Origin of the sequence: Paracoccus aestuarii (genome assembly GCF_028553885.1) — a bacterium.
Taxonomy (GTDB): Bacteria; Pseudomonadota; Alphaproteobacteria; order Rhodobacterales; family Rhodobacteraceae; genus Paracoccus; species Paracoccus aestuarii.
In genome coordinates this window covers 1,154,875-1,180,288 of the sequence record NZ_CP067169.1, presented here as the reverse complement: position 1 = coordinate 1,180,288, position 25,414 = coordinate 1,154,875, and the positions used below count along the sequence as shown (strand labels likewise).

The 25,414-nt window shown below is 64.6% G+C and carries 26 protein-coding genes, 4 pseudogenes and 1 other annotated feature; of the genes and pseudogenes, 10 read left to right on the top strand and 20 right to left on the bottom strand.

Features of this window, described 5'->3' with window-relative positions; all coding sequences use genetic code 11:
* Window positions 1-21 precede the first annotated feature (21 nt).
* From JHW48_RS06070 to JHW48_RS18565, 7 genes and pseudogenes are all read right to left on the bottom strand, one after another.
* Entirely contained in the window at window positions 22-984 is a 963-nt protein-coding gene (locus JHW48_RS06070) for a glutathione S-transferase family protein (RefSeq protein ID WP_119887266.1), read from the bottom strand.
* Between the two features lie 10 nt (window positions 985-994).
* Window positions 995-1,858: a VOC family protein gene (locus tag JHW48_RS06065; RefSeq protein WP_119887267.1), complete on the bottom strand. Its 864-nt coding sequence runs from the start codon at window positions 1,856-1,858 to the stop codon at window positions 995-997.
* Window positions 1,859-1,919: 61 nt separating this feature from the next.
* The gene (locus tag JHW48_RS06060; protein WP_119887268.1) at window positions 1,920-2,363 is read right to left on the bottom strand and encodes a DoxX family protein; all 444 of its coding nucleotides are present in this window, start codon (window positions 2,361-2,363) and stop codon (window positions 1,920-1,922) included.
* A gap of 26 nt (window positions 2,364-2,389) precedes the next feature.
* Window positions 2,390-3,076, bottom strand: a complete 687-nt coding sequence (locus JHW48_RS06055) for an NADPH-dependent F420 reductase (protein WP_119887269.1) — start codon at window positions 3,074-3,076, stop codon at window positions 2,390-2,392.
* Window positions 3,077-3,156: 80 nt separating this feature from the next.
* Window positions 3,157-4,068: a LysR family transcriptional regulator gene (locus JHW48_RS06050; protein WP_119887270.1), complete on the bottom strand. Its 912-nt coding sequence runs from the start codon at window positions 4,066-4,068 to the stop codon at window positions 3,157-3,159.
* Between the two features lie 87 nt (window positions 4,069-4,155).
* On the bottom strand, window positions 4,156-4,578 hold the full coding sequence (locus JHW48_RS06045; RefSeq protein WP_240637934.1) for a hypothetical protein: 423 nt from the start codon (window positions 4,576-4,578) through the stop codon (window positions 4,156-4,158).
* Window positions 4,575-4,673, bottom strand: a pseudogene (locus JHW48_RS18565) (YcbK family protein); the annotation flags it as partial. The gene JHW48_RS06045 and the pseudogene JHW48_RS18565, both read right to left, overlap by 4 nt.
* Here JHW48_RS18565 and JHW48_RS18655 point away from each other — a divergent pair.
* A pseudogene (locus tag JHW48_RS18655) lies at window positions 4,673-4,879 on the top strand (aminotransferase class I/II-fold pyridoxal phosphate-dependent enzyme); the annotation flags it as partial. The pseudogenes JHW48_RS18565 and JHW48_RS18655 sit on opposite strands and share 1 nt — an antisense overlap.
* An 843-nt stretch (window positions 4,880-5,722) precedes the next feature.
* Here the strand turns inward: JHW48_RS18655 and JHW48_RS06035 are convergent.
* Window positions 5,723-6,736 carry a zinc-binding alcohol dehydrogenase family protein gene (locus JHW48_RS06035; protein WP_119887272.1) on the bottom strand — a complete coding sequence of 338 codons (1,014 nt, stop codon included), beginning with the start codon at window positions 6,734-6,736 and terminating at the stop codon, window positions 5,723-5,725.
* A 103-nt stretch (window positions 6,737-6,839) separates the two neighbouring features.
* Between JHW48_RS06035 and JHW48_RS06030 the strand changes: the two genes are divergently transcribed.
* Window positions 6,840-7,214, top strand: coding sequence for a winged helix-turn-helix transcriptional regulator (locus JHW48_RS06030; protein ID WP_119887273.1), 375 nt, complete (start codon window positions 6,840-6,842; stop codon window positions 7,212-7,214).
* A 3-nt stretch (window positions 7,215-7,217) separates the two neighbouring features.
* Here JHW48_RS06030 and JHW48_RS06025 read toward each other — a convergent pair whose 3' ends face one another.
* Complete coding sequence (locus tag JHW48_RS06025) at window positions 7,218-7,709, bottom strand: Lrp/AsnC family transcriptional regulator (RefSeq protein WP_119887274.1); 492 nt, start codon at window positions 7,707-7,709, stop codon at window positions 7,218-7,220.
* Between the two features lie 128 nt (window positions 7,710-7,837).
* Here JHW48_RS06025 and JHW48_RS06020 point away from each other — a divergent pair, with 128 nt between their 5' ends.
* The 3 genes and pseudogenes from JHW48_RS06020 to JHW48_RS06010 all read left to right on the top strand — a co-directional run.
* On the top strand, window positions 7,838-8,758 hold the full coding sequence (locus JHW48_RS06020; protein ID WP_119887275.1) for a DMT family transporter: 921 nt from the start codon (window positions 7,838-7,840) through the stop codon (window positions 8,756-8,758).
* A 20-nt stretch (window positions 8,759-8,778) separates the two neighbouring features.
* Window positions 8,779-11,175 carry a 1-deoxy-D-xylulose-5-phosphate synthase N-terminal domain-containing protein gene (locus tag JHW48_RS06015; RefSeq protein ID WP_119887276.1) on the top strand — a complete coding sequence of 799 codons (2,397 nt, stop codon included), beginning with the start codon at window positions 8,779-8,781 and terminating at the stop codon, window positions 11,173-11,175.
* 153 nt (window positions 11,176-11,328) lie between these two features.
* Window positions 11,329-12,139: pseudogene (locus JHW48_RS06010) on the top strand (IS3 family transposase); the annotation flags it as partial.
* Window positions 11,652-11,806 (top strand) — a sequence feature (AL1L pseudoknot). (Overlaps the previous pseudogene by 155 nt.)
* 44 nt (window positions 12,140-12,183) lie before the next feature.
* Here JHW48_RS06010 and JHW48_RS06005 read toward each other — a convergent pair.
* On the bottom strand, window positions 12,184-13,410 hold the full coding sequence (locus JHW48_RS06005; protein ID WP_076611693.1) for an IS256-like element ISPaes3 family transposase: 1,227 nt from the start codon (window positions 13,408-13,410) through the stop codon (window positions 12,184-12,186).
* Between the two features lie 167 nt (window positions 13,411-13,577).
* Here JHW48_RS06005 and JHW48_RS06000 point away from each other — a divergent pair.
* Window positions 13,578-14,030, top strand: a pseudogene (locus JHW48_RS06000) (DDE-type integrase/transposase/recombinase); the annotation flags it as partial.
* 450 nt (window positions 14,031-14,480) lie between these two features.
* Here JHW48_RS06000 and JHW48_RS05995 read toward each other — a convergent pair.
* The 3 genes from JHW48_RS05995 to JHW48_RS05985 all read right to left on the bottom strand — a co-directional run bounded on the left by JHW48_RS05995 (window position 14,481) and on the right by JHW48_RS05985 (window position 15,475).
* Window positions 14,481-14,792, bottom strand: a complete 312-nt coding sequence (locus JHW48_RS05995) for a type II toxin-antitoxin system RelE/ParE family toxin (protein WP_119886479.1) — start codon at window positions 14,790-14,792, stop codon at window positions 14,481-14,483.
* A 4-nt stretch (window positions 14,793-14,796) separates the two neighbouring features.
* On the bottom strand, window positions 14,797-15,060 hold the full coding sequence (locus JHW48_RS05990; RefSeq protein ID WP_119886478.1) for a ribbon-helix-helix domain-containing protein: 264 nt from the start codon (window positions 15,058-15,060) through the stop codon (window positions 14,797-14,799).
* Window positions 15,061-15,172: 112 nt separating this feature from the next.
* Window positions 15,173-15,475: a helix-turn-helix domain-containing protein gene (locus JHW48_RS05985; RefSeq protein WP_119886477.1), complete on the bottom strand. Its 303-nt coding sequence runs from the start codon at window positions 15,473-15,475 to the stop codon at window positions 15,173-15,175.
* 103 nt (window positions 15,476-15,578) lie between these two features.
* Here JHW48_RS05985 and JHW48_RS05980 point away from each other — a divergent pair, with 103 nt between their 5' ends.
* From JHW48_RS05980 to JHW48_RS05965, 4 genes are read left to right on the top strand one after another with little or no spacing between them, the layout of a single operon-like run.
* On the top strand, window positions 15,579-17,177 hold the full coding sequence (locus JHW48_RS05980; RefSeq protein ID WP_272835817.1) for a recombinase family protein: 1,599 nt from the start codon (window positions 15,579-15,581) through the stop codon (window positions 17,175-17,177).
* Window positions 17,171-18,064, top strand: coding sequence for a ParB/RepB/Spo0J family partition protein (locus JHW48_RS05975; protein ID WP_119886475.1), 894 nt, complete (start codon window positions 17,171-17,173; stop codon window positions 18,062-18,064). The genes JHW48_RS05980 and JHW48_RS05975 overlap by 7 nt, the downstream gene beginning before the upstream one ends.
* Window positions 18,061-18,459, top strand: a complete 399-nt coding sequence (locus tag JHW48_RS05970) for a plasmid partitioning protein RepB C-terminal domain-containing protein (protein ID WP_240637862.1) — start codon at window positions 18,061-18,063, stop codon at window positions 18,457-18,459. The genes JHW48_RS05975 and JHW48_RS05970 overlap by 4 nt, the downstream gene beginning before the upstream one ends.
* 32 nt (window positions 18,460-18,491) lie before the next feature.
* A complete protein-coding gene (locus tag JHW48_RS05965) occupies window positions 18,492-19,763 on the top strand; it encodes a tyrosine-type recombinase/integrase (protein WP_170152306.1) in 1,272 nt (423 codons plus the stop codon).
* Window positions 19,764-19,816: 53 nt separating this feature from the next.
* Here the strand turns inward: JHW48_RS05965 and JHW48_RS05960 are convergent, their stop codons facing one another.
* Genes JHW48_RS05960 through JHW48_RS05930 form a run of 7 tightly spaced genes read right to left on the bottom strand, consistent with a single transcriptional unit; the run spans window position 19,817 to window position 25,397 of the window.
* A complete protein-coding gene (locus tag JHW48_RS05960; RefSeq protein WP_119886473.1) occupies window positions 19,817-20,626 on the bottom strand; it encodes a fumarylacetoacetate hydrolase family protein in 810 nt (269 codons plus the stop codon).
* Window positions 20,623-21,552, bottom strand: a complete 930-nt coding sequence (locus JHW48_RS05955; protein WP_119886472.1) for a sugar kinase — start codon at window positions 21,550-21,552, stop codon at window positions 20,623-20,625. Before JHW48_RS05955 ends, JHW48_RS05960 begins: the two co-directional genes overlap by 4 nt.
* Window position 21,553: 1 nt before the next feature.
* Complete coding sequence (locus tag JHW48_RS05950; RefSeq protein ID WP_119886471.1) at window positions 21,554-22,474, bottom strand: 2-hydroxyacid dehydrogenase; 921 nt, start codon at window positions 22,472-22,474, stop codon at window positions 21,554-21,556.
* Window positions 22,471-23,202 (bottom strand): amino acid ABC transporter ATP-binding protein, encoded by a 732-nt coding sequence (locus tag JHW48_RS05945; protein ID WP_119886470.1) that lies wholly within the window; start codon window positions 23,200-23,202, stop codon window positions 22,471-22,473. The genes JHW48_RS05950 and JHW48_RS05945 overlap by 4 nt, the downstream gene beginning before the upstream one ends.
* A gap of 55 nt (window positions 23,203-23,257) precedes the next feature.
* Complete coding sequence (locus tag JHW48_RS05940; protein WP_119886469.1) at window positions 23,258-24,046, bottom strand: transporter substrate-binding domain-containing protein; 789 nt, start codon at window positions 24,044-24,046, stop codon at window positions 23,258-23,260.
* Between the two features lie 24 nt (window positions 24,047-24,070).
* Window positions 24,071-24,727: an amino acid ABC transporter permease gene (locus tag JHW48_RS05935; protein ID WP_119886468.1), complete on the bottom strand. Its 657-nt coding sequence runs from the start codon at window positions 24,725-24,727 to the stop codon at window positions 24,071-24,073.
* A gap of 1 nt (window position 24,728) precedes the next feature.
* A complete protein-coding gene (locus tag JHW48_RS05930) occupies window positions 24,729-25,397 on the bottom strand; it encodes an amino acid ABC transporter permease (RefSeq protein ID WP_119886467.1) in 669 nt (222 codons plus the stop codon).
* Between the last annotated feature and the right edge of the window lie 17 nt (window positions 25,398-25,414).

The window sequence follows — 25,414 nt, the reverse complement described above, 5'->3', positions numbered from 1 at the left end:
CCTGTCGGTCAGCGCGCCGGATCAACCGGCCAAAGCTGCTGGAAGCGCGGGCCCTACCGGAATGATCCCGGTCGGGTTGAGAGCCTTGATCGAGTAGTAGCCGCGCTTGATGTGGTCGATGCTGACCGTGTCGCGCACCCCGGGGATCGCAAGGATGCGCGCCTGGTAGGCGCTAAGGGCGGGATAGTCGGCGATGCGGCGCAGGTTGCACTTGAAGAGGCCGTGATAGGCCACGTCGAAGCGAACCAGAGTCACGAAGAGCCGCACATCCGCTTCGGTGAACCGGCCGCCCACGAGGAAATCCCGACCGTCGCCGAGGCGCCCTTCGAGTTCATCGAGCATGGCAAACACGTCGCGGAAGGCGTCTTCGTAAGCGATCTGCGTGGTGGCAAAGCCCGCGCGGTAGACGCCATTGTTGAGCGCCGGGTAGATGCGGGCGTTGAGCGCGTCGATCTCCTCGCGGAGGTCGGCCGGATAGAGGTCGAAGGTGGGGTCCGCGAAGTCGCCGAACCCGGAGTTCAGCATCCGCAGGATGTCGGCGGATTCGTTGTTCACGATGGTGCCGCGCTGCTTGTCCCACAGCACCGGCACCGTCGCGCGGCCCGAAATGGCGGGGTCGGCGCGCGTGTAGATCTCGTGCAGGAAATTGGCGCCGTTCAGCGTGTCGAGGTCGGCCCCGCCAGTGTCGCCGAAGCGCCAGCCCTGGTCGGAGAGTTCGGGCTCGACGACGGAGACCGAGATCGCGTCCTCGAGCCGCTTCAGCTTGCGACCGATCAGCGTGCGCGACGCCCATGGGCAGATCAGCGCGACGTAGAGATGGTAGCGGCCAGGCTCGGCCTTGAAGCCGCCTTCGCCGGTCGGCCCGGCGCTGCCGTCAGGGGTGATCCAGTTGCGGAAACTGGAGGTCTGGCGGACGAAGCCGCCCTTCTCGTCCCTGGCCTGGACGGGCTGCCAGTCGGCCACCCATTTCCCGTTCATCAGCATGGTCGTCTCCTCAATTCCTCAGCGTGATTGCGGTACCCCAAGGGTCGCGCAGGGTCAGGCCATCGGCGTTCCTGGTGCCTGCAATGCCGGCGCTGTCGGCGCGTGCGGCAATGGCGGTGATGTTCGTGGCATCCCGGACAAGGATCTCGACGGCCTTGAGACCTGCCATGCGCTCGGGACGTCTGCCGGCGCGGCGGCTGTTCCAGACGTTGCCGGCCAGCTGGTGGTGATAGCCGCCGCTGCCGTAGAAGCTGGCGCCGGGATAGCGCGCCGCGATATTGAGGCCGAGCACGTCGCGGTAGAAGCGATCGGCCTCGGCCGTGTCACCCACCTGCAGGTGGACATGGCCGACACTGCCGCCTTCGGGGAAGCCCGACCATTCGGTGCCCTCCGCGCTTTGCAGCAGGTCCTGCAGATCGAGCGGATCGGTGCTCATCCGTATCTCGCCGCTCTCTCCGTGCCAGTCCGAGACCGGGCGGTCGGCATAGACCTCGATGCCGTTGCCCTCGGGATCGGCGAGATAGAGCGCCTCGCTGACGATGTGGTCCGACGCGCCCTGAAGCGGCACGCGCGCCGCGGCGACATGGGCGACCCAGCGGGCCAGGTCGGCTCGGGTCGGCATCAGGAAGGCGGTGTGAAAAAGCCCGGCCTGGCGCGGATCGAGCGGGGCGAGGTCAGGATCGCCCACGAGCTCCAGCAGCGGCGTGCCGCCGGTGCCGAGCGTGATGCGATCCTCGCCGGTCGCGATCGGGGTGAGCCCGAGCACGGACTGATAGAAGGCAGAGACCGCACGGAGGTCACGCACCTTGAGCCGGACCGCCCCGATCCGCATCGGCGCGGCAGTCATGTCGAAGTGGTCGGCTGCGATGGTCATGGCAGGTTTCCTTGAAAATATGTGCTGGCCGCGGGAGGGTCCACGCGGCCAGCAAGGGAGGTCAGGCGCGGCTGCGCTTGAGGGCGAAAGCGCCGTCGCCGAGCAGGGCCTGGACGACTAGCGTCACCGCCCAGAATGCCGGGAATTCCCAGCCGCCGCCTTCGTTCGAGAAGAAGAAGCCGGCCGCGCCGTGGGGCACGTAGATCGAGCCCAAGAGGATCGGCACGAGCGCCAGCGACACCCAGCGGCTGTAGGCGCCGAGGATCAGCGCGATGCCACCGAAGAGCTCGGCCGCGATGACGAGGTAGGCGAGAGGCCCGGGCAACCCGAGGCTGGCGAAGTAGCCCACTGTCCCGGCCGGAGTGAAGACGAAAAGCTTCAGGCCGGCATGGGCGAGGAAGAGAACGCCCATGGAGACGCGCAGGATCGTCGCGGCGAGATCGGCGTTGGAGACGCCGTCGACAAGCGACGGACGGTCGGAGGCGGAAGCGGTTGCGTAGGTCATGGTCATGTTCCTTGAATCGAGGGAGCTCAAGCAGCGCGCTGCCAGGTGGGGGCGATGTCGGTGCCGTGGCCGAGGCCGTAGCCGAGCGTGATGTTCAGCGCGGCGGCGGGCTCGAGGTAGCGTGCGGTGGCAAGCGCTCCGGTCTCCAGCGTCTCGAAGCCGGCGCTCCGCGCCAGGTCGATGACTGCGGCCCGCGCGGCCTCGTCGTCTCCGGCAACGAAGACCGTGGCGGGACGGCCGGCGGCCTGACCGCCGTTCTGGAGCACCTGCGCGAAGATGGTATTGAAGGCCTTGACGACCTTCGCCTGCGGCGCGCGCTTCTGGATTTCCTCGGCGGCGCTCGTCGTGTGACCGATGCTGAGGCCGGAGAAGTCCGCCTTCATCGGGTTGGTGATGTCGACGACGATCTTGCCTGCGAAACCGCCGGCCGCTTCGATGACGTCGCCCGCGGCATCAAAGGGCACCGCCAGGACGACGATGTCCGCCGATTGCGCAGCCGATGCGAGGGGTGCGGAGGATACGCCGTTGCCGACGTCCCGAGCGGCAGCTTCAGCCTTTGCCTGGTCACGGCTGGCGAGCGTGACGGGATGGCCGGCATTCGCGAAGCGGGTCGCGAGACCCTTCGCCATGTTGCCGGCGCCAATGATCGAGATGCTCATGTTCGTTCTCCTTCTGACATCCGGCGTTCGGCTGAGCGCCAGTTCGTTCGTCATGCGGAGAACATAGACTCTGCCCAGAACGACGATAATCCGGCCTTAGGGAAGATGATTGCTTCCCGATGCAGGGTAATGCCCTACCAGCCTCGCTCCCAATGCGGCGTCTGCCTGTACCTCTCGGAGAGGAAGTCGACGAGCAGGCGCACCTTGGTCGCAAGGTGGCGACTGTGCGGATAAAGGACGTGCACGTCGTAGGGATCGGTCTCGAACGACGGCAGCAGTCTGATCAGCCTGCCCGAACGCAGTGCCTCCCCCGCCACGAAGGCGGGCACGCAGGCGAGCCCGAGTCCAAGTTCTGCGGCCTGGACGCAGGCCTCGGCGTTCGAATAGCGTATGCGGCCATCGACGCTCGCCATCTCGACGTCGCCGGTCGCGCCCTTGAACGGCCACCGGTTCGGCTCGCGGAAGTTGGTGTCGATGATGCAGGCGTGCCGCGCAAGGTCCGCGGGCGACGTGGGCGCATCGTGCTGTTCGAGATAGGAGGGCGCGCCGACCACGACGATACGGACGGCGCAGAGCCTGCGGATGATCAGGCTGGAATCACCGGGACGGCCGACGCGAACGGCAAGGTCGAACCCCTCGTCGACGACGTTGACGACCCGGTCGGAGAAGGTGACATCGAGTTCGATGTCGGGATAGAGGCCGGCGAACGCGTTTAGAGCAGGCGCCAGTTCGCGCGTGCCGAAGGTCAGGGGCGCCGTCAGCCGCAGCCGCCCGCGCGGGGACTGCGAGATGTTCCGGATGTCGAGGTCGAGGGTGTCGAGTTCATCGACAAGCGGCTTCAGGCGATCGTAGTAGGCACGACCGGCCTCTGTAGGGGCAACAGATCGCGTCGTCCGGTTGAGCAGCCGCACGCCCAGCTCGGCCTCGAGCCGCGAGATCAGTTTGGACGCCTGTCCGGACCGCGTGTCCAGCTTCTCTGCCGCCGCCGTGAAGCTGCCTGTCTCGATCACGGCGAGAAACATGCGGTCGCTGTCGAGGCGGTCCATTTCTTCCTCATAACGAGCAATGAGCGACGGATATCGGTCATTGTAACTAGAGAGGGGAGGAAAGGAAATCGGCCGGTGAGCGGAAGATCATCTCTCCCGGCACGCGCGCGCCTGATCCCGCATGACGCTATAATCGGCGAGCATAGCGGCGATTGCGGACCTGTCCGGGAGCAGCACGACTTCTTCCGCTGCGCGGGCCTGGAACTCGTGGTCGTACTCAACGACGGGTGGGCAACGGCGCCGCTCAGCAGATACGAACAGCCCCTCGCGCAGCCGCTCAGCAAGCTCGTGGTGATCGCGAGGGCGGCGAGCCGCCGCTTCCAGCATCCTGCGATGGACATCATTTGCTTTCTCCGTGGTTTCAAAGCGCTCGGCGAGGCGTCCCGCTCGCTCCCCGGAGCGCCGAAGCGAAAGCAGGAACAGGAGCACTGCCAGCGCGATGGCTCCGTAGCGCAGCGCCGCCCGCATCCATGGGCTCGTGGCGATCCCGCCGAGCAAGGTGCCGATCACCGCCGCCCCCGGCGCCAGTCATCGAGGCGGGCGTAGATCGTGACCGCGATGCCGCCGAGGGCGACCGCGATGAACACCCAGCGCAGGGTGTCGAGACGCGCACCTCTGCCGCCAGATCAGCGAGCGCCTGCTGGCGGATCATGCGATTTATGTTCAGCCTATCAACTACCCGACTGTCGCGCGTGGTCAGGAAAGGCTGCGGATTACACCGACGCCTTTTCATTCGCGGGAGGACATGTACAAGCTCGTCGAAGCCGTGCTTGAAGTCGGCCACGATCTTGGCTGGAGCGCTACGCCGAGGCCTCGCTCTAAATCGGTCGTCTCCGATTGGACGCGCTGGAAGGGCTGCCAGACGAAGCCCAAGAAGGCTCTGCGCCTGTCGAGGGTTCAGGCGGATCGGCAATTCACGGCAGACGCCTAAGAAGTGAAACCGCAAACAAGAAAGCGAATCGAGATGCTTGAAGAACGAAACGAAAAGACGGCCATCGTGCGCGGCTTCTTCAATCGCTGCCCCAGCTGCGGCGAAGGAAAGATCCTGCCGGGCTCCTGACGCGGGATGTCGTCTCGCTTCCGATGCGGATCCGCGTGCTGTTCGAGATTACCGGCCGGCTTTTCTACGTACTGGCTGGCTCTGGCCCTGATCCCCCTTTCCACCGCGACGGTGATCCTACACCCGCCTTTTATATTGGTGCACAGGGCAGCCGTGCGACCCATGCTGCGCTCTGCGCTCTGCGCTCTGCACACGTCTGCAGGAGGGGGGGGGGGGCGCCTCCATCATGGACCAGATCGCAAGAGTCTATGGGCCAATGGGCCTGATCCCCGCGTCTCGTGACCCGAATGCCCTGGCTATGTCGGTTATGGCAGAAATAATGGCCGCTTTCGCGCAGGCCGCTCCGGCTCAATGCCCCTCGAAATTTGATGGATGGTCGAAATCTGCCAGCCGTTCGGCTGGAACATAGAGTTGGGCGGGCCGGGGCAGCCCCCTTGCTCGGCCGACCGCAGGCGGTCACTATCGCGATTCAGGTCGTAGCGCAGGCAGCCCTGCTCAGCGCGGACGCCCGCGAGCATCCCAGTGAGGGCGGCCTGCAGGACCGCCCCCCGGGTATAGCCAACAGCGTCGCGACCAGGTGAATAATTTCGGATATCAGAACCCCTCCAGCACGATCTTGCCGCGTGCAGTGTTCGTTTCGATTAGGGCATGGGCCTTCTTCAGGGTCTCGGCATTGATCGGCGACAGCGTTTCGGTCAGCGTGGTGCGGATGCGCCCGGCATCGACCAGTCTCGCCACCTCGTTCAGCAGCTTGCCCTGCTCTCCGATGTCCGGCGTGCCGAAGATCGAGCGGGTGAACATCAGTTCCCAATGCACCGAGGCAGCCTTGCGCTTGAAGCCCAGCACGTCCAACGTTTCGGGGTCGTCGATCAGGCCAAAGTGACCTTGCGGCGCGATCAGGGTCTGAATGCCCTTCACATGCCGGTCGCTCTGGTTGGTGGAAAACACGAAGCCCGGCGACCCGATGCCCAGGGCCTCGACCTGCGCTGCCAGATCACCGTGGTGATCAATAACGTGGTGTGCCCCGAGCTCACGCACCCAGTCTTGTGTTTCCGAACGCGAGGCGGTGGCAATCACTGTCAGGTCAGTCAGCGCGCGGACAAGCTGGATGGCGATGGATCCGACGCCGCCCGCGCCGCCGATGATCAGGATGGCATTGGCCGCGCCCGGAACGGGGCGGCGGATGTCCAGCCGGTCGAACAGCATTTCCCACGCGGTGATGGCCGTCAGCGGCAGGGCGGCGGCCTCGGCATTGGTCAGCGACTTGGGCTTGTGCCCGGTGATCCTGGCATCGACGAGATGGAACTGACTGTTCGCGCCGGGGCGTGTAATGGATCCGGCATAGATAACCTCGTCGCCGACGGCGAAGCCCTCGGCCTCGGGCCCAACCTCGGCCACGCGACCGACCGCATCCCAGCCAAGCACCTTCCAGTCACCCTCGGTCGGGCTGGCGCTTTTGCGCACTTTTGTGTCCACCGGGTTGACCGACACCGCTGCCACCTCGACCAGCAGGTCATGGCCGGTCGCGATCGGACGCGGCAGCTCGATGTCCTGCAGCGCATCCTCGCGGTCGATGGGTCCGGGGGTCTTATAGCCGATGGCCTTCATGAGATCGCTCCACTGTTTCGTTTGCGTCAAGGCGAAACTGGCCTTATTTTGGATTGCGACAATACGCACAAACACTGCACATAGTGTCGAAAAGGATACTGTCATGGCCAAGGCCCGCCATTCCCGCTTCGACTGCACGCCCGGCTGTTCGGTCGAGGCGGCAATCGGGCTGATCGACGGCAAGTGGAAGTCGATCATCCTGTGGCACCTGCTGTCCGGCACACTGCGCTTTAACGAGATCCGCCGCCACATGCAGAACTGCACGCCGCGCATGCTGACCAACCAGTTGCGCGAGATGGAGGAGGACGGGCTGATCACCCGCAAGGTTTACGCCCAGGTGCCGCCCAAGGTAGAATATTCCTTGTCTGATCTGGGGCGCACAATGGAGCCGATCCTGCGTGCCCTGAAGACTTGGGGCGACGAAAACATCGGCCTTTACGGCAAGCCGGTTGGACACGATCCACGCGATACGGCCTGACCCTCAGCCCTTGTGCAGATGCCCGGTCGGCAGGGCCGTGGTGTATTTCACCTGATCCAGGGCGAAGCTTGACCGGATGTTGGCCACGCCCGGGATCTGGGTCAGGACGTTCATCACCAGATCCTGATAGCGCAGCAGATCCTCGACTACCACGCGCAGCATGAAATCTTCGGAACCGGTCATCAGGTAGCATTCCATCACCTCGGGTCGGTCCTTGATGGCGTCGGTGAACGTCCCGAGCGAGGCCTTGTCCTGACGTGCCAGCGTGACATGGACAAACACGTTGACCAGCAGGCCCAGCTTGACTGGATCGACCAAGGCGACCGAGCCGCGGATCACCCCGCGCTCACGCATGTCGGCCACGCGCCGCCAGCAGGGCGAAGCCGACAGGTTTACGCGTTCGGCCAGTTCGGCGTTGCTGAGTTCGGCATCCTGCTGCAGCGCATCAAGGATTCGCAAACTGGCCGTGTCCAGTTCGGGTTTTTCTGGGGTCATTTTATCCTCCAACAGCTAAGACCTAGGTAGAGTTTTCCTGTTACATCCTCAGCTTGGGTCTGAATAGGTCGGATTGCCCGTCGCATCGGTGTCACAATGGCCTCATCTCCCATCTATCGAGGCCGTCCATGTCCTGCGCTGCCCCCGCCGCCACCTCGCACCCTTGCCGGATCGGAAACAGCCGGTTGTGGTTGTCGCTGATGGTGCTGCTGTGGGGTTTCAGCTGGCCTGCGACGCAGATGGCGCTGACCGCAGTGCCGCCCTTATGGCTTGCAACCTTCCGCTTCGGGTCGGCCGCCGTCTGCCTGTTCGCATTTCTGGCGCTGCGCGGCGGAGTCACTCTGCCGGAACGCGGCGACATGCCCATCGTTCTCAGCACCGGCCTGCTGCAGATGATGACCTTCACGGGCTTGGGCATGATTGCCATGACCCGAACCGATACCAGCCATTCGGTGCTGCTGGCCTATACCACACCGCTGTGGACCGTCGCGCTTGCCTGGCTTGTCTTTCGCGCGCGTCCCGCCCGGGCGCAGGTCGCGGCGCTGCTGACAGGCCTGGCCGGCGTCGCCTTGATCTGCTCTCCCCTCGAAACCGACTGGAGCGCGCCGGGCGCCTTCATGGGGGCGGGTTTCCTGCTGATCGCGGCACTGGCCTGGTCGGCCGTGATCCTGCACGTCCGATTCCATCGCTGGGTCTCGTCGCCCCTGGCGCTGGCGCCGTGGCAGATGCTGCTAGCAACCGTGCCGCTTGGCGGCCTTGCGCTGGCGTTCGAGGGCCTGCCCCACGGCATCCGCTGGAACCTGCATCTTGTCGAACTTCTGGTCTTCATCGGACCTGTCGCCACCTCGGCCTGCTTTGTGATCTCGGCAGAGCACGGGCGCCGGATCTCGACCTTTGCCATGTCGAACTTCACACTTGGCGTGCCGCTGATCGGCATCGCGGCATCGGTTGTGGTCCTGTCCAACCGGCTGTCGCCCGTCTTTCTGGCAGGGCTTGCCCTGGTCCTTGCAGGGATGGTGGCGGCCACAAGCGCGCAACGGAACGGCTGACACAAAAACAGGGGGGAACGATGATTATCGAAACCGGGCACCTTAAGACTATTGAGCAACGGCTGCTGTGGCTGTCGCACTGGATGATCCATCACGCCAACCATATCCGGCCCAAGGTGGATGGCATAAAGACCGGCGGGCACCAGGCGTCGTCCGCGTCGATGGTGTCGATCATGACGGCGCTTTATTTCTCGGCCTTGCGCCCTGAGGATCGGGTGGCCGTGAAACCGCATGCTTCGCCGGTCTTCCATGCCATGCAGTATCTGATGGGCCGGCAGACCCGCGCGCGGATGGAAGCGTTCCGCGGCTTGGGCGGCGTGCAAAGCTATCCCAGCCGGACCAAGGACACCGACGACGTTGATTTCTCGACCGGCTCGGTCGGCCTGGGCGTGGCGATCACCAGCTTTGCGTCGTTGGTGCAGGATTTTGTGGCGGCCAAGCCGTGGGCTGCGGGCCTGCCGATGGGTCGGATGGTGGCGCTTGTCGGCGATGCCGAACTGGACGAGGGCAACATCTACGAGGCCCTGCAGGAGGGTTGGAAGAACGATCTGCGCAATTGCTGGTGGATCATCGACTATAATCGTCAGTCGCTGGACGGGATCGTGCGCGAAGGTCTGTTCGGCCGCGTCGAGAAGATCTTCGAGGCATTTGGCTGGAATGTGATCCGCATCAAGTACGGCGTGTTGCAGCGCGCGGCCTTTGATGAACCGGGCGGCCATCGCTTGCGCGAATGGATTGATGCCTGTCCGAATGCCCAGTATTCGGCGCTGACCTATCAGGGCGGCGCGGTCTGGCGCAAACGGCTGATGGATGATCTGGGCGATCAGGGCGAGGTGTCCGCGCTGATCGAACGCCGCTCGGACCCGGAGCTTGCAGCGTTGATGGAGAACTTGGGCGGCAACTGCGTCGAAACCATGGCGCAGACCTTTGCGGAAGTGACAGATGACCGCCCAACCTGCTTTCTCGCCTATACGATCAAGGGTTGGGGCACGCCCATTGCCGGGCACAAGGACAACCATGGCGGCCTGATGACCAAGGCGCAGATGGAGGAATGGCAGCGGCACATGGGCGTGGCGGAAGGGCACGAATGGGACCCCTTTGCGGGCGTTGTGGACAAGGAAGCGTTTCAGGATTTCCTGTCGCGCGTGCCCTTCTTTGCGGGCGGGACGCGGCGACACGACGATGCGAGGCTGGCGATACCAGACCTTTCGCCCGTGGCGGACCGGGAGATCTCCACACAGGCAGCCTTTGGCAAGATTCTCGACCAGTTGGCGAAGGGGAACAGCGCCTTGGCCGAACGGATCATTACCACCTCGCCCGACGTGACCGGAACCACGTCGCTGGGTCCCTGGGTCAACCGCCGCAAGCTGTTCTCACGGCAGCCGCAAGCCGATGCGTTCATCGAGCATCGCATCCCCTCGACCGCAAGATGGGAGTTTGCGCCCGAGGGTCAGCATCTTGAACTGGGCATTGCCGAGATGAACCTGTTCCTGCTGCTGGGCGCCGCCGGCCTGTCGCACAGCCTGTTCGGCAAGCGGCTGATCCCCATCGGAACGCTGTACGACCCCTTCGTTCATCGAGGGCTGGATGCGCTGAACTATGCCTGCTACCAGGACGCGCGCTTCATGGTGGTGGGCACGCCGTCCGGTGTGACGCTGGCGCCAGAAGGCGGCGCGCACCAGTCCATTGGCACGCCGTTGACCGGAATGGCGCAGGACGGGCTTGCCAGCTTCGAGCCGGCCTTCGCCGACGAGCTTGCCGTCATCATGGAATGGGCCTTCGACTATCTACAGCGCGACGGCGGCAACGCCTTCGATGAACGCACCTGGCTTCGCGACGAAACAGGTGGATCCGTTTATCTGCGCCTGACCACCAAGCCGTTGGAACAGCCCGGAACCCGCGTCGATCAGGCCTTCCGCCAGGGTGCAATCGACGGCGCCTACTGGCTGCGCAAACCAGGCCCCAACTGCGAGATCGTGATCGCCTATCAAGGCGCCGTGGCGGACCAAGCGATCGCGGCGGCAGGGCTGATCGGCACCACGCGCCGCGACATCGGCGTGCTGGCGGTCACTTCGGCCGACCGCTTGAACGCCGGGTGGACCGCGGCACAGCGCGAACGCGCACGCGGGAACAGCCAAGCCATCAGCCATGTCGAGAGATTGTTGGGCGATCTGCCGCGCCACTGCCGCTTGATCACAGTCATCGACGGGCATCCCGCTACGCTGGCCTGGCTGGGTTCGGTCGCAGGCCATGCTACCATTCCGCACGGTGTCGAGCATTTCGGACAGACTGGCACCATCGGCGATCTTTATCGGCATTTTGAGATAGACCGCGACGCTCTCGTCGCCTCGGCCAACGGACTGACGTCTGGGCCGCGCATCCACGGCGCCCGTACTCATGATGGGTGCGGACGCTGAGGATCAAGAGCTTGGCGACGGCGATCGCGTCGGTCTGGAAATCGTGCATTCCCTTGAACCACTTCAAGTCGGCAAACGTGACTTTGACAGACAGCGGTATTGAACCGCGCCGGGTTTGCCGGAGGCTCCAACTCCTGAGTAAGGTGGAGCATCATGAGCAAGACAACGAACAAGTTTTCCCTTGAAGTGCGCGAACGCGCGGTGCGGCTGGTCCTCGACAATGAAGGTCAGCATGGATCGCGGTGGCAGGCGGTCATGTCGATTTCGGCCAAGATTGGCTGTGCGCCACAGACCCTGAACGATTGGGTCAAGAAGGCCGAGGTTGATAACGGCAAGCGGGCAGGTATTCCGACCGAGATGGCCGACCGCATGAAGGCACTGGAACGCGAGGACCGCGAGCTGCGCCAGGGTGAGGAGGGTCAGAAAACAGTCCGGGGGACTGTTTTCCCGACGAACGAGATCCTTCGCAAGGCGTCAGCGTATTTTGCGATGGCGGAGCTCGACCGCCGGTCGAAGTGATGGTGGCTTTCATCGACGCGCACAGGGATGCGCACGGGGCTTGGCCATCGCGGCGCTATCGGTCCGAGCCCGATGGACAAGGCCGATCTGCAGCGCGCTGCCGATTGCCCCGTCCACCTATTATGAACATCTGGCGAAGCGGGCCAATCCGGCACGGCTGTCAGACCGCGCCCGCCTCGATGAAGCCCTGCGTCCCGAGATCCGCCGTGTTTTCGAAGATAACTGGCGTGTCTACGGCGTGCGCAAGATCTGGCACCAGCTGCGCCGCGAAGGCTTAGATATCGCCCGTTGCACGGTGGCACGGCTGATGAGGGGCATGGGTATTCAGGGTATTATCAGAGGCAAGCCGCATCGGACGACGATCTCGGACAACAAGGCACCGTGTCCGCTGGACAAGGTGAGCCGCCAGTTCCGTGTTCCGGCGGTCGTGTCGCGAATGCTGTGGAAACTCCCTGGCAGCGTGCTCCGAGCATGTGAAGCTTCGGCCTGTTAGGCGGCGAGGTCAAGGGGCATGGGCTCGAGGGGCTGAGAGAGGGTTTCCCAGCCATCGACCTTGCGCATCTGGATCTGGCCGGAGGCGAGCAGCGCCCAGAGCAGCATGGGCACGGTCTCTGCGGAGGGCAGCACGGTCTGGGTCTTGATGCGGCGGCGGAACTCCCCGTTCAGGCGCTCGATGGCGTTGGTGGTCCGGGCCGATTTCCATTGCGAGGGGTCGAGCCGTGTGAAGGTGAAGAGCCGGTCGCCTGCTTCCTCCAGGCTGTCGGCCACCGCTCGGCACTTCAGGCGCCATTTGCGGAGGAAGGCCTTGCGGCGCGTCTCAATCCCGGCGGCGGTGTCGGCGTAAATCATGTCGCGGTAGTCCTCGGTCAACTCGTCTTGGAGGTGCTTCGGCGCGTGGGCCAGGAGGTTGCGGTGCTTGTGAACCGTGCAGCGCTGGATCGGCAGGTCCTCGCCCCACAGCGCCACGAGCGCGGCCTCCAACCCCGGGGCACCGTCAACGATCACGAATTCAGGCCACTTCAAACCGCGGGCATCAAGGTCATCCAGGAACTGACGCCAGGCGGCCGTGCTCTCGCCACCCATGTTCCTGATGGATAACAGCACCTTCTGTCCGTCGCGGCGCACACCGATGGCGGCCAGAACAGAAATGTTCGTGGCTTTCCGGTCCAGTCGGGTCTTGATCACGGTGCCGTCGAGGATCAGGCGGACAATGTCTTCATCGGCCAGACTGCGCGCACACCAGGCGTCCCAGTCCACCTTGACCTTGCGCCAGGCGCGGCTGACCACGTCCTTGCTGACCGCGCCCTCGAAAAGCCCGAACAGCGCCCGCTTGACCCGGCGCGTGTTGGTTCCGGAGAGGTAGACTGCCGCGATCAGGGCCTCGGCCTTCTTCGTCAGCCGCTGGTAACGGGGCAGCGCCTTCGAGCGCCACTCCGTCACCTTGCCAGCATCATCCTCAATCCGGGCGCGCGGCACCCGCACTGTCTCGGTACCGAAGGTGCCAGTGAGTTGCCGCTCCCGGTGCCCGTGGCGATACCCTTTCGCCGAGCCGCCGCTCCGGTCGTAACGAAGGCGGCCGAGAAAGCTCGCGAGTTCTTCTTCGAAAACGGCTTCGATGGTCGCGCGGACGTGGCTCCGCAGCCGCTCCTCGATCGGATCGAAACCGGCCTCTCCGGCCAGTAGCGCAAAGCTCGCGGTGTCGGTAATCTGGTTCATGGCGTGATCTCCCTGGCGGTTGCCGCCGCCGGTTGGGTGGGTGTCAGTTCACCCGGAGATTACGCCGCCCTCAAATTTCCACCAACTCCCCGACACGACCGTTCCGGCACCGAATATGCTGTGGGGTCGTCCATTGTGGCGCCATTGGTTCAAGCCCAATGGACGACGATTTCACGTATGTCGCCACTTGGAAGGGTTTCGTCTATGTCGCCTTCGTCATCGATGCCTATGCCCGCAAAATCGTTGGCTGGCGCGTCAGCAATTCGGCGCATGCGGGGTTCGTTCTCGATGCCCTGGAACAGGCGGTGCATGATCGCCGCCCCGGAAAGGGCATGGGGCTGGTTCACCACAGGTGCGAAGCACGGGGCTCGCAATACCTGTCTATTCGCTACACTGAGCGCTTGGCGGAAGCCGGTATCGAACCCTCGGTGGGCAGCGTCGGCGACAGCTACGAAAATGCCTTGGCCGAGACGATCAATGGCCTGTTCAAGGCTGAGGTCATCCACCGCCGTGGCCCATGGCGCAGCCTAGAAGCCGTGGAATACGCGACGCTCGAATGGGTGGACTGGTTCAACAACCGCCGTATCCTCGAGCCGATCGGAAACATCCCGCCCGCTTAAGCCGAGGCCAACTTCTACGCAGCTCTGGAGACTGAACCCATGGCCGCGTAACTAACGTCGATCAGCCTCCGGCAAACCCGGCGCGGTTCAGTCGGGTTGGACTTGTGTTCCTTTCCACAAACGCCACTGGCATCGAAGTGTTTAGGTGGCGCGAGGAAATTCCACTACATTTTCCAATGGTTACGGGCTCTACACCGAATACGCGCAGTCGAGAGGTCCGGAGAATATCTCGCTGCAGAGAACGTGTCTGGCCGCTTTGGAGAGTACGCCGGTGCAAAGCCAACTGCGCATAACCCTCGAAAACAACGGAAAAATCCGGCCGCAGCCGGATGGGGAGAACGCTTTGGCGAGGGCAAGTGGCGGAGGGGATGGGCCTGATATCCAACCTTCTCCATCAGCGGAAACCGCCGACGGCTCATGCAAGCATCACGGGCGTGAGCGCCTGCCAATTCAGTCGCGAAAATCTTCCTTGAACCTGTCGATCTGATGCATGCGCTCATGCAGGATCGCGACGATACCGATATCGCCGTCGGACAGTCGGCGCCAATAGATGAAGTGGTGTTCGTACCGGAAGAAGAACCCTTCGACGCCGAGCTCTGCCGGGATAGGCTTTGAGGCGACGCCATGGGCCTCGATCCGTTCGAATGCTTCGAACATGCCGGTGATGTAGCGATCAGCCTGAACCTCGCCCCATCGGTCGCGCGTATAGCGGTAGATGTCATCAAGGCGGAGTGAGGCCGCCTCCTGAACCCGGATCGCCATCTGGTCAGGCCCGGTTGCGAGCGATGACTTCCGCAGCCGTCAGCGGCTTGTAGCTGGTCTCGGGCGCGGCGAAGGCGCGGGTCAGTTCGGCCTTCAGCCGGTCGAAAGCCTCCTGCTCGGCCCGCTCCTTGTCTCGCCGGATCAGGTCGCGCACGTATTCGCTGATGTTCTCGTAGGAGCCGTTCTCGCCGACATTGGCCGCAACGAAATCGCTGAGCGCACCGCTCAGACGGACGGTCATGGTCGTTGTGGTCGTGGTGCGGGACATGGAAGTCTCCTCATGCTTGGTGCGTATTCAATATAACCAAAAAACACTACACATCAAGTCTGGCGGCGGCGGACCAATTTGGCCATTCCGCCGCCTCTGTGGCGGCTTGACCTTACTCGGCATCCGCGCCGTCGTGCCGATCGGCCAGCAGCAGGACCATGTGGAACACGATATCCGAGTGCTTGGCCAGCGCGATCAGATGCTCGCCGCTGGGTCCACGCTCGCCAGCGATCCAGTACTTCACTGTCCGCTCGCTGGCACCCGTCCAGCGCATCGCCGTCTTGACTGCTCGATGCGTCAAGCCGAGTTCGTCCCGAAGCGCCGAGGCAATGGCTGCCCGGTAGTCGGCGACATTGGCTTCAAGGTGCACATTTGTGCCCGTTTTCGGCACAAATGTGCCCGTCTTGGTCCGCATCTCTGCGTCCTCCTTCGATAATACTCTGGGAAGGACATGAAAAGCGGCAGTTCGTATTTGCGCCCAACCTGCGGTAGAGGGCCATCAGCTCGAAGCAGCCCACATGATTTCTTGGGAGGCGGGCGTGGCTCGAGGAAAAGCACCATTATCCGAAGGAGAAACCGAGCCGTCCGAGCAGCTGCTGGCTGCGGAGTACGTCCGGATGTCGACCGAGCATCAACAGTATTCAACCCAGAACCAGGCGCAGACTATCCGCGAATACGCCGAACGCCGCGGCATCAGGATTGTCAAAACGTATTCGGATGACGCGAAAAGCGGCCTGATCATCGGCGGTAGGATGGCATTGCAGCAGATGATCGCCGATGTCGAATCCGGCGTGGCCGAGTTCAGCATGATTCTGGTCTATGACGTCACTCGCTGGGGACGTTTTCAGGACACCGACGAATCTGCCTATTATGAGTATCGCTGCCGGAAGGCGGGGATGCAGGTCGCCTACTGCGCCGAGCAATTCGAGAACGATGGTTCTCCGACCTCCACCATCGTGAAAAGCGTCAAGCGCGCGATGGCGGGCGAATATAGCCGTGAGCTTTCAGTGAAGGTCTTCGCCGGCCAATGCCGTCTGATTGAGCTCGGCTATCGTCAGGGCGGCCCGGCGGGCTTCGGGTTGCGTCGCGCCCTGCTCGATGAACGGGGCGAAGTAAAAACCGAACTGAAGCGCGGTGAGCACAAGAGCCTTCAGACGGATCGCGTCGTCCTGGTTCCCGGACCAGACGAGGAGGTCCGGACGGTGCGCTGGATCTACAGCCAGTTTCTGAAGAAGGGCCTGTCGGAAAGCGAAATTGCGGCAGAACTGAATGAACGCGGCATCCTCACCGATCTCGGGCGGGCCTGGACCCGCGCGACCGTCCATCAGATCCTGACCAATGAGAAATACATCGGCAACAACGTCTACAACCGGCGCTCATTCAAACTGAAGCGCAAGCGGGTCGCCAACGGCCCGGAGATGTGGATCCGGTCGGAAGGGGCTTTCGAGGCCATCGTCGAGCCGAAACAGTTTCAGAAGGCTCAGGCCATCATCGCGGCGCGCAACCGTCGCTTCTCGGATGAGGAGATGCTGGAGCGCCTGACCCGGTTGCTCCTGCGTCATGGATACATTTCCGGGCTGGTGATCGACGAAGCAGATGGGATGCCGTCCAGCGGCGCCTATGCCCATCGCTTCGGCAGCCTGCTCAGGGCCTACTCCCTTGTCGGGTTCACCCCGGATCGCGACTATCGCTACATCGAAGCCAACCGCCTGTTGCGGCAATTCCACGGCGACGAGATTGAGCGCGTGATCCACGAAATCACCCGGCTTGGTGGTGCCGTGATCAGGAACCCTGCGACGGACCTGCTGACCATCAACGGCGAATTCACGGCATCCGTCGTCGTCGCCCGCTGTCGCGAAACGTCCTCAGGCGGCTTGCGCTGGAAGATTCGCTTCGACACCGGCCTCGCGCCAGACATCACCATCGCCATCAGGATGAATCGCACGAACACCGACGCGCTCGATTACTACCTGCTGCCCCAATTCGAGATGCGGAGCAAACCTCTGGGGCTTGCAGAGGAGAATGGCCTGATGCTGGACGCCTTCCGTTTTGAAACGTTGGACTTCTTCTTCGACATGGCCCGGCGCGTTTCCGTGTCCGAGGTGACACCATGGTGAGCGATATCGAACCCCATGCCGAGGTGCAAATTATCCCAATTGCGGCCATCACCGTGGAAAATCCACGCGAACGATCTGAAAAGACCTTTCGTGCACTGGTGGACAGTATCGGCAAGGTGGGGCTGAAGAAGCCGATCACCGTCGCGCGGGATGACACGGCGTCGGGAGATGCCTATCGGCTCGTCTGCGGTCAGGGGCGGATGGAGGCCTATGTCGCCCTTGGCGAAACCCACATCCCGGCCATCGTCGTGGACGCGAACGAGGTCGAACGGCTCCTGCGTAGCGTGATCGAGAATATCGCCCGTCGTCAGCAGCGACCGCTGGAGTTGTTGCAGGACATCGCCATCCTGCGCGAGCGGGGATATTCGGACCATGACATCGCCGAGAAAACCGGATTGTCATGGTCGTACGTTCACGAAATCGGCGAGTTGATCGCCAACGGCGAGGAACGTCTGCTGATCGCGGTCGAGACCGGTCAGATGCCCCTCAGTGTTGCACTGTATATCACTAGGGCGGAAGAGAAAGATGTGCAGAAGGCGCTGGAGGCAGCCTATGCCTCGGGTGAATTGCGCGGCAAGAAGCTGCTGGAAGCACGGCGGCTGGTGGAACTGCGCCACCGGCACGGCAAGAAAAAAGGTGCCACACGCGCAAAACGAACTGGGGTGCGGATGACATCGGCGGCGTTGGTCCGGGCCTATCGTATCGAGGCAGAACGCCAGCAGGACATGATCCGCAGGGCGCAGTCGACGCGCGGCAACCTGCTGTTCCTCGACGCAGCGTTCCAGTCCCTGCTCAAGGATGAGAATTTCCTCACCTTGCTCCGTGCCGAGGGCTTGGATTCCCTGCCGAGCATGGTGGTCGACGGTCTCAAGGAACCTCGGGCATGACACACATGGGTAAAACGCCGCCGCCCATTCTCGCCGCCACCGACGCCGAAGACCTTGTCGATCCGGCAATGAGAAAAGAAACGTCCGGCATCACGCGCGAACAGGCGGAGCGGATGAAGGCCGAGATGGCCAGCCTGCAGAAAAACATCAAGCTGATCGAAGGGACACTTGGCCCCGATCATCTACGCCTTGTGGTAGCGGGCCGCTACGTCGAACGCCTGCTCACGAATGAACGGATCAATCGCTATCTCGAAAAGAACCACGGAGACATTCTCGGCGAGTTTGGTCGAATCGTGGCGGCGTTATCTCGTCCGGAGCCGTCTTCGGAAGCCCCCGTTGCCCAACCCGCCCAAACAGGCAAAACTCAAACCCGGAGTCTCGCTCACCCTGGATAGAAGTTGGGGGCAACGTCAATATGCCTCTCACCGTGAAGAAACTCGAAGGTGCCAAGTTCGGCATCGACAAGGAACGTCTCAGCGACGGGAACGGTCTTTACCTCCGCCTGTATCCCTCCGGGGCGAAGCGCTTTCAAGTCCAGATCCCGAGCGAGCCGAGCTGCAAGCGCCGCGTGTGGATTACCCTGGGTGACTTTCCTGCCCTGTCCTTGAAGGAGGCGCGTGAGACGACGGTCTGGATCCGGCTGCAGGTTGCCCGCGATTGGAGCGCAGCAAAGGTGCGCGCAGCTCTGACCTCCGGCACTCTCGGTGCCGATCACCCGAACCGGACGCCCGAGGCCGCCACGAAACCAGACGTGCTTTTTCGGGAGGTCGCGGCCGACTGGTTCGAGCGGAAGCGCCACGGCTTGAAGAATGGCAAGCACATCGCCCAGAACTGGACGACCATTGAAACCTACACCTTTCCCCGCTTGGGTCACCGCCCCATTCGGGAGATCACGAAACCAGAGGTTGTCGATACCTTGCGGCCGATCTGGCACGAGAAGAACGAGACGGCGCGCCGCACCCTCGGCCGCCTGCAGGAGATCTTCGAGCTGGCGGAGCTGCAGAGTCACATCGCGTCGAACCCCGCCCGGTTCAACCCGCAGACGGCCTTCGGCCGGGTCCGCAGGAAGACGCAGCATTTCGGATCGCTGCCTTGGGAGCGGATGCCAGAGCTGTGGCAATGGCTGACGGCGGTGCGCTGCGACGAGATCACCCGTCAGTTCGTGATGCTTCTGCTGCTAAGCGCAAAGCGGACCGGGGAGGTCAGGTTCGCGCGGCACTGCTGGTTCAGCGAACTGCCACAGGCGGTCTGGGAGACCCCCGCAGAGCACATGAAGATGGGTCAGAGCCATCGCGTCCCCGTCAGCCGCCAGATTGCGACCATCGTGGACAACATGGCGATCCTTTCCGGTGGAGGTGGATGTCTTTTCTCGAAGCCACACACCCAAAGCGGTGTCATCTCGGAGAATGCCGCGCTTGTTCTGCTCAAGCGCTTCGACGCCTCCATTACGGGTCACGGGGCCCGGGCCAGCTTCAAGGGATGGGCGCGGTCGCAGGGTCGCTATCAGAGGGACACGATCGAGTTTGCCCTGGCTCATGGCCTGCCACCCCTCGAAGCCGCCTATATGCGCGAAGACCTCTTGGAAGAGCGACGGCCGATGATGCAGGACTGGGCCGACTTCGTGACCGGAGACGCGGGCGTGCCGTCCCTTCGGATGTTGCGGACTGACATTGCTCCCTCGGCGGAAGTGGCAAGTTAGGACGTAGGGGTAGTCGTTGACTGCAAGCGCAATGCTACAGGCGACAAGCCGGTCTAGAGGGACGGAGACCCACTGGCCAGCGCATCCCTCTCCCGAGACCCGCCGCCTGACCCAGGCTGCGCGGCAGGCAAGAATGACGCACCAACCGTGACCGAGCCTGCGCTGGCCGTTGCCTCGCGGGCGCCGCCAAGCGGGATCGGACCGATGCGGGCGCCCGAGATGATCACCGTCCCCGCCACCAATGGCAGGCCCATATCCGCCGCACGGGTCGAGAGCCAGGCCAGGAAATCGGCGGTCTGCGGCAGAGTCGCGCCCTGCTCGGTCGTGGCGACAGGCTGGCCGTCCAGCGACAGGGTCAGGTCCAGCGGCCCGTTCAGCCGGTCCCGCCAGTCGGGAATGGCATCGCCCAGCACAATCCCCGCCGAGTTGAAGCAGTCGGCCATCGCCTCAAGCGGATGGACGATGGTCCGGTCCCGATAGCGCGACGACACGATCTCGAAGGCCAGCCGCACCTCCCCAACGGCCGCAAGCGCGGCCTCGGGCCTGCTGCCGGCGGGCAGGTCGGCACCAAGGACGAAGGCCGTTTCGACCTCAATCGCGGCGTCGGCGGGCAGCGGTGCCAGCGTCGCCCCGCTGGTCACGACCTCGCTTGCGGGCATGGCGGCGGCGTGACGGTCACGACCCGCCAGAAGTGCCATCTTCCAACTGGCCGGTCCGGCCGACTGCCGCATGACCGAGGCTTGGACGGCATAGGCGGCCTCCGGATCGGGGGGCGTGGCAGGCAGCCCCACAGGGCGCGCGCCACCGCCGCGCACCTCCAGAAGCACCCGGGCGGCGGCCTCAGCGTCGAAGATGGGGGTCATGCGGCAGTCTCCTCGGGCGATGGCATGGAGTGGCGCGGCAGTATCGCGCCGGGATGAAGGACGACCTGCGCGGCCAGGGCCGCCGCGCGGGCGATGGCGTCGGCGGGGGCCGCACCGGCCCGGCGCGCCGCCAGCCAGCCGGCGTTGAAGCTGTCGCCCGCGCCGGTGGTGTCGACGGCCACGCGGCGGGGCGGCAGGGACCAGCGGTCGATGCCCTCCCCCCCTGCCGCGCGGTGGATGACCGCGTCGCCGCCGGTGGTCAGGACGATCTCGGCCTCGGTCAGCGCCATCAGCCGCCGCGTCGTCGCGAGGGGGTCGGCGACGCCGAAGCAGGCCGCCATGTCGTCAAGCGACGGAAGGACCAGCGTGGCAAGCGCGGCGGCCCGTCCGATGACCGCCTGTGCCACCCCCACATCAGGCCAGAGCGCAGGGCGGTAGTTCGTGTCCAGAACGATGCGCGCGCCCCGCGACCGGCACCGCTCCAACGCCTGCAGCAGCGCCTCGCGCCCCTCGGGCAGCAGCATCGCCAGGGTCACTCCCGAAAGGACCAGCGTAGCCGCCCCGTCCAGCGCAGCCCGCTCCTCGGGCACCGCGAAGAGGCGGCGGGCCGGGGACTGGTCGCGCCAATAGGTGAAGCTGCGCTCTCCCTCCGCGTCGGTGGTGATGAAGCTGAGGCCGGGACGTCCGCCCTGATGTGTCGCACACAGATCGGCGATGCCTTCCTCGGCCAGCGTTGCCCTCAGAAAGCCGCTCATCGCGTCATCGCCAAGGCGGGACAGATAGCCGACCGTGCCGGGGCCACAAAGCCGGGACAGATAGACGGCCGTGTTCAGCATGTCGCCGCCCGCGCGGCGGTCGAAGCGTCCTGGGGTCGCCGGATCGGCGGTGAACTCGACCAGCGGCTCGCCGATGCAGAGGAATTCCATGTCAGCCCTCATAAGGGGTGGGTAGGGGGCGCCCCGCGACATGCGCCGCGATGTTCTCCAGCACCAGCGCGGCCATGGCGGCGCGGGCCGCATCGGTGGCCGAGCCCAGATGCGGGGTCAGCACGCAGTTCGGCGCCTCGATCAGCGCGGGCGGCACGGTCGGCTCATCGTCGAAGACGTCGAGCCCTGCCCCCGCAATGGTGCCGGCCCGCAGCGCATTGACCAGCGCCTCGGTATCCACCACCGGGCCGCGGGCGACGTTGACCACGATGCCCTCGGGGCCAAGCGCCTTCAGGACGGCGGCATCGACAAGACCCCGCGTCTCGGTCCCACCGGCGGCGGTCACGAACAGCAGCGAGCAGTCGCGCGCCAGCGCCTGCGCATCGGGGCGGAACGCGTCCGGCGCATCGGGCTTTTCGCTGCGCGCGGTGTAGAGGACCTCCATCCCCAGCCCGCGCAGCAGATCGGCCAGGCTGCGCCCGATGCGGCCGTAACCCAGGATCCCTGCCCTGCCCCGGATCACCGGACGGCCCAAAGCGGGCTTGCCGCCCGCGGCCCAGGACCCGGCTCGGATGAACCGGTCGCCCTCGGCGATGCGGCGTCCGACAGCCACTGCCAGGCCAAGCGCCATCTCGGCCACCGCATCGGACAGCACGTCGGGCGTGGTGGTCACGCGGATGCCCCGGCGGCGCGCCTCGGCCAGGTCGACGGCATCGACACCCACACCGTTCACCGCGATCAGCTCCAAGGCAGGCAGCAGCGCCATCTGCGCCGCCGACAGCCCCAGGGCGCCCGAGGTCAGCACGATCCGCGCCCCGGCGGCGTCCTCAATGGTGGTCCGCAGGTCGTATTCGGCGGAGAGCCGTTCCTGCATCGCGGCAGGCTTCAGTGTGGCCAGCGCCAGAACCGTGGGACGGCTCATGCGATCTGCCCCAGGAAGGCCTGCAGACGTTCGTTGCGCGGGTTGGTGAAGAAGGGCTCGGGCGCGTTCTCCTCGACGATGGCGCCGCGATCCATGAAGATCACCCGGTCGGCCACGGCGCGCGCGAAATCCATCTCATGCGTGACGCAGAGCATGGTCATGCCGTCGCGGGCCAGGTCGATCATGGTGTCCAGCACCTCCTTGACCATTTCCGGGTCCAGCGCGCTGGTCGGTTCGTCGAACAGCATGATGCGCGGCTTCATGCACAGGGCGCGGGCGATGGCCACGCGCTGCTGCTGGCCGCCCGACAGCTGGGCGGGATACTTGTCGGCCTGTTCGGGGATGCGGACACGCTCCAGATACTGGCGCGCGGTGGCCTCGGCCTCGGCACGCGGGACCTTGCGGGTCTTCATGGGCGCCAGCATGCAGTTCTCCAGGACGGTCATATGCGGAAACAGGTTGAAGGACTGAAAGACCATCCCGACATCGCGGCGGACCTTGGCCACGTTCTCGGCCCCCGACAGCGTGATGCCGTCCACGACGATCTGGCCGGACTGGATCGTCTCCAGCTGGTTGATGGTGCGGATCAGGGTGGATTTTCCCGACCCGGACGGGCCGCAGATCACGATCCGCTCTCCGCGGTCGACGGTCAGGTCGATATCGACCAGCGCGTGATAGGCGCCGTAATACTTGTTGACGGCGCGCATGGTGATGGCGTGTTCGGTCATCGGGGCTCCCCTGGGGCGCAAGGGCGCCCGGCCGCGCGGGCCGGGCGCATCCGGGTCACTGGGCGGTCTTGACGAAGTCGGGCAGCGGCTCGCCCAGCCATTTCTCATGGATGGTGTCGAGCGTGCCGTCCTCGCGCGAGGCGGTGACGAAGGCGTTGATCTCCTCCAGCAGGGCGTCCGAGTCCGGCGCCACCGCGATGCCCTGCACCTGGCTGGACAGGTCGAACTTTTTGTCGAAACGGTCGCCCGCCACGCCAGAGATCTGCGAGAAGACCACGTTCGACAGACCGATGGTCTGCACCTGCCCCGACATCAGCGCCTGCACGGCGGTGGCGTCGTCGTCGAAGCGGCGGATCTCGGTCCCCTCGGGGGCGACCTCGGTCACCCCGGTGTCCTGGGTCGAGGCGCGGGCGACGGCGATCGACTTTCCGGCCAGATCCTCGGGTCCCGCGACCGCGACGTCGGTGCCGCCGTAGACGCCGATGGCGATGCCCGCGTAGGGGATCGAGAAATCGACGCGCTCTGCCCGTTCGGCGGTGATCCCGAGCGATGCGACCAACACGTCGACCTGGCCCGACAGCAGATAGGGGATGCGGTTCGGGCCGGTCACGGGCACGATCTGCGCCTCGACGCCCAGATGTTCGGCCAGGGCCTTGGCCACATCGGCATCATAGCCGTCCGGCGTTCCCGAGGCGTCCTGGATGCCGAAGGGCGGGAAGTCGACAAGCATGCCGACGCGGATCGTGCCGGCATCGCGGACCGCCTGAAGGTCGGTGGCAAGCGCCGGTGCGGCCAGAAGGGTCGTGGCGGCCAGGGCCGCGAACAAGCGACGGGTCAGTGTCATGGTATCCTCCTCCTCAGTGAAAACTCAGCGCGTGACGGCCAGGCGCATGCGCGCCTCCATCCGCCGGGCCAGCAGCGACAGCGGCCAGCACAGAATGAAGTAGAAAGCCGCGACCGTGCCGAAGACCAGGAAGGGCTGGAAGGTCGCGTTGTTGACGATCTGGCCCGCGCGCGTCAGTTCGGTGAAGCCGATGATCGAGGCCAGCGACGTCCCCTTGATCAGCTGCACCAGGAACCCGACCGTGGGCGCGGTGGCGGTGCGCATGGCCTGCGGCAGCACGACATGGCGCATGCGGTCGCCATAGGACAGGGCCAGCGCGGTCGCGGCCTCGGACTGGCCCTGGGGGACGGCCTGGATGGCGCCGCGCCAGATCTCGCCCAGAAAAGCGCTGGCGTGCAGGGTCAGCGCGACGGCGGCGGCCAGCAGCGGGTCGATGGGCAGGCCCAGCACGGCCAGCCCGAAATAGACCAGAAACAGCTGCATCAGCAGGGGTGTGCCCTGAAAGACCTGGATGAAGGACATCGAGATCCAGCGCAGCACCCGGGCCTGCGACGTGCGGGCCAAGGCCAGCACCATGCCCCCCACCGCGCCGCCTGCGAAGGCGATGAGCGACAGGATCAGGGTCCAGCGGATGGCCATCAGGATGAACAGCACGTCGGCCGAGGAGAACTCACGGATCATGTCAGCGCCCCGCCGGATAATCGAAGAACACCCGCCGCAGCGTCGCGAACAGGGTCGAGAAGCCCAGGGCCAGCAGGAAATACATGGCCGTCAGCACCAGATAGATCTCGAAGCTGGCGAAGGTGCGGGCGTTCAGGTCCGCCCCCGCCGCAGCAAGGTCGGTCGCCGAGATGACCGACACCACGCTGGAGGTCAGCATCAGATAGATGAACTGGCTCGTCAGCGACGGATAGATGTTGCGCAGGGCGGGCTTCAGCACGACGTGGCGGAAGATCTGCACGGGGGACAGGGCCAAGGCGCGTCCGGCCTCGATCTGGCCCTGCGGGATCGATTCAATGCCCGCGCGGATGATCTCGGTCCCGTAGGCGCCGACATTGACCACCAGCGCCACGAGGGCCGCGGTATTGGGCGACATGCTGATGCCCAGGGCGGGCAGGCCGAAGAAGATGAAGAAGATCTGGATCAGGAAAGGCGTGTTGCGGATCACCTCGACATAGGCATCGACGATCCAACGCAGGGGTTTGATACCGGACGTCTTGGCGACCGCCCCCAGGACCGACACGACCAGCCCGATGGCCATAGCCGAGAACGACAGCTGGACCGTCAGCCACGCCCCGTGGGCCAGCATGTCCAGATTGTCGAACACCGGCTGAAAGTTGAAGCGATACATCTGCCCTCCCCTGCGGA

What these genes read in the sequence shown, in the direction of transcription:
- JHW48_RS05990 (WP_119886478.1), bottom strand. Translation starts at nt 15,060, where the DNA reads ATGTCCCGCACCACGACCACAACGACCATGACCGTCCGTCTGAGCGGT.
- JHW48_RS06025 (WP_119887274.1), bottom strand. Translation starts at nt 7,709, where the DNA reads ATGACCCCAGAAAAACCCGAACTGGACACGGCCAGTTTGCGAATCCTT.
- JHW48_RS05955 (WP_119886472.1), bottom strand. Translation starts at nt 21,552, where the DNA reads ATGGAATTCCTCTGCATCGGCGAGCCGCTGGTCGAGTTCACCGCCGAT.
- JHW48_RS06005 (WP_076611693.1), bottom strand. Translation starts at nt 13,410, where the DNA reads ATGAACCAGATTACCGACACCGCGAGCTTTGCGCTACTGGCCGGAGAG.
- JHW48_RS05940 (WP_119886469.1), bottom strand. Translation starts at nt 24,046, where the DNA reads ATGACACTGACCCGTCGCTTGTTCGCGGCCCTGGCCGCCACGACCCTT.
- JHW48_RS05970 (WP_240637862.1), top strand. Translation starts at nt 18,061, where the DNA reads ATGACACACATGGGTAAAACGCCGCCGCCCATTCTCGCCGCCACCGAC.
- JHW48_RS05995 (WP_119886479.1), bottom strand. Translation starts at nt 14,792, where the DNA reads ATGGCGATCCGGGTTCAGGAGGCGGCCTCACTCCGCCTTGATGACATC.
- JHW48_RS06020 (WP_119887275.1), top strand. Translation starts at nt 7,838, where the DNA reads ATGTCCTGCGCTGCCCCCGCCGCCACCTCGCACCCTTGCCGGATCGGA.
- JHW48_RS06035 (WP_119887272.1), bottom strand. Translation starts at nt 6,736, where the DNA reads ATGAAGGCCATCGGCTATAAGACCCCCGGACCCATCGACCGCGAGGAT.
- JHW48_RS05945 (WP_119886470.1), bottom strand. Translation starts at nt 23,202, where the DNA reads ATGACCGAACACGCCATCACCATGCGCGCCGTCAACAAGTATTACGGC.
- JHW48_RS05985 (WP_119886477.1), bottom strand. Translation starts at nt 15,475, where the DNA reads ATGCGGACCAAGACGGGCACATTTGTGCCGAAAACGGGCACAAATGTG.
- JHW48_RS06015 (WP_119887276.1), top strand. Translation starts at nt 8,779, where the DNA reads ATGATTATCGAAACCGGGCACCTTAAGACTATTGAGCAACGGCTGCTG.
- JHW48_RS06060 (WP_119887268.1), bottom strand. Translation starts at nt 2,363, where the DNA reads ATGACCTACGCAACCGCTTCCGCCTCCGACCGTCCGTCGCTTGTCGAC.
- JHW48_RS05960 (WP_119886473.1), bottom strand. Translation starts at nt 20,626, where the DNA reads ATGACCCCCATCTTCGACGCTGAGGCCGCCGCCCGGGTGCTTCTGGAG.
- JHW48_RS06030 (WP_119887273.1), top strand. Translation starts at nt 6,840, where the DNA reads ATGGCCAAGGCCCGCCATTCCCGCTTCGACTGCACGCCCGGCTGTTCG.
- JHW48_RS05980 (WP_272835817.1), top strand. Translation starts at nt 15,579, where the DNA reads ATGATTTCTTGGGAGGCGGGCGTGGCTCGAGGAAAAGCACCATTATCC.
- JHW48_RS05935 (WP_119886468.1), bottom strand. Translation starts at nt 24,727, where the DNA reads ATGATCCGTGAGTTCTCCTCGGCCGACGTGCTGTTCATCCTGATGGCC.
- JHW48_RS06050 (WP_119887270.1), bottom strand. Translation starts at nt 4,068, where the DNA reads ATGGACCGCCTCGACAGCGACCGCATGTTTCTCGCCGTGATCGAGACA.
- JHW48_RS06070 (WP_119887266.1), bottom strand. Translation starts at nt 984, where the DNA reads ATGCTGATGAACGGGAAATGGGTGGCCGACTGGCAGCCCGTCCAGGCC.
- JHW48_RS06065 (WP_119887267.1), bottom strand. Translation starts at nt 1,858, where the DNA reads ATGACCATCGCAGCCGACCACTTCGACATGACTGCCGCGCCGATGCGG.
- JHW48_RS05975 (WP_119886475.1), top strand. Translation starts at nt 17,171, where the DNA reads ATGGTGAGCGATATCGAACCCCATGCCGAGGTGCAAATTATCCCAATT.
- JHW48_RS05930 (WP_119886467.1), bottom strand. Translation starts at nt 25,397, where the DNA reads ATGTATCGCTTCAACTTTCAGCCGGTGTTCGACAATCTGGACATGCTG.
- JHW48_RS06055 (WP_119887269.1), bottom strand. Translation starts at nt 3,076, where the DNA reads ATGACGAACGAACTGGCGCTCAGCCGAACGCCGGATGTCAGAAGGAGA.
- JHW48_RS05950 (WP_119886471.1), bottom strand. Translation starts at nt 22,474, where the DNA reads ATGAGCCGTCCCACGGTTCTGGCGCTGGCCACACTGAAGCCTGCCGCG.